This window comes from Sphingomonas sp. RB1R13, from assembly GCF_036663775.1.
GTDB lineage: Bacteria > Pseudomonadota > Alphaproteobacteria > Sphingomonadales > Sphingomonadaceae > Sphingomicrobium.
In genome coordinates this window covers 1-1,352 of the sequence record NZ_JAXOJM010000036.1, presented here as the reverse complement: position 1 = coordinate 1,352, position 1,352 = coordinate 1, and the positions used below count along the sequence as shown (strand labels likewise).

The window sequence follows — 1,352 nt, the reverse complement described above, 5'->3', positions numbered from 1 at the left end:
GGCCACGTTGCCATCGGCGTCGCGCAGGATCTGCACATAGGCGTTGCCGTGCAGCAGCATGTGCGTCGCCACCGTCTCGAGCAGCGCCTGCCCCTCGCTACGTGCCGCGACCAGTGCGACCAGTTCGGACTGCGAGGCGCTGAGCGGTGCATCGGCGAGGCCCCCTGCCACCATGCGCACCGCGCGCTGCGCCACCGGATTGCGTAAATACCCTTCGCGCACCTGCGTTTCATAAGAGGGCGTGGCCCCCGTCAGCGGCACCCCCGACCGCGCCAAACCCAGCCCGAGCAAAGGACGCGCCGCCCCCCGCCCGGCCTTGCGACCGAACATCCTCATTGCTTTGCTCCTCGAAAATCATTCCTCCCCTGCAAGGGGAGGGGAACCAGCGAAGCTGGTGGAGGGGTGTCCTGCTATCAAGAGGGGTGACACCCCTCCGTCAGGCCTGACGGCCTGCCACCTCCCCTTACAGGGGAGGAATGTAAGAAGCCACTATATGCCGTCTATATGCGAAACCGGGGGATCGCCCTCGAATTGCTACGCCCCGTGCGCCTAATTGCTCGGCCCTGGAGGTCGCCCCACTCATCCCGGCGGCCTGTCCATAGGGGCATATATGAAGACCATCATCCTTAGCGCCGCCACGGCGCTGTTCGTGCTTCCGGCCGCTGCATCGGCGCAGACCGCCGAGACCGCGCCGCCGCCGCCCGTGACCGTCAGCGGCTCGGCCGCAATCGTCTCCGACTATCGCCTGCGCGGCATCTCGCAGTCGGACGAACACATGGCGGTGCAGGCGGGCATCACGGCGACGCATGAAAGCGGCGTCTATGTCGGCACCTGGGCGTCGAACCTGGCGGGGTGGGGAACCTTCGGCGGCGCGAACATGGAGCTGGACCTGATCGGCGGCTACAAGACCAGGATCAGCCCGACCGGCACGCTCGACGTCGGCCTGACCTGGTATATGTATCCGGGCGGCGCGAACAAGACCGACTATGCCGAGCCTTTCGCCAAGCTGTCGGGTACGACCGGCCCGGTCTCGCTCACCGCCGGTGTCGCCTATGCGCCCAAGCAGCAGGCGATCGGCAAATGGTACAATAACGGCGCCAGCGCCGCCGCAGGCGTCTATGACCGTCCCGGCGCCAAGAGCGACAACCTGTACCTCTGGGGTGACGGCGCGGCCGCGATCCATGGCACGCCGTTCACCGCCAAGGCGCATATCGGCCATAGCTGGGGCATGGACGGCCTGGGCCCCAACGCCACCGCCCCGACGCCGACCGGCGATTATTGGGACTGGTCGCTGGGCGCGGACACCAGCTGGCACAACCTGACGCTGGGTCTGTCCTGGGTCGACACCAACA

General features: G+C 67.0%; 1 protein-coding gene and 1 pseudogene. One reads left to right on the top strand and one right to left on the bottom strand.

Going from position 1 to position 1,352, the window contains the following annotated elements:
* Positions 1-336, bottom strand: a pseudogene (locus tag U1700_RS14590) (phage portal protein); the annotation flags it as partial.
* A 274-nt stretch (positions 337-610) separates the two neighbouring features.
* On the opposite strand from U1700_RS14590, the gene U1700_RS14585 reads away from it, so the two are divergent.
* On the top strand, positions 611-1,352 hold a 742-nt coding region (locus U1700_RS14585; protein WP_332753415.1), incomplete at its 3' end, for a TorF family putative porin.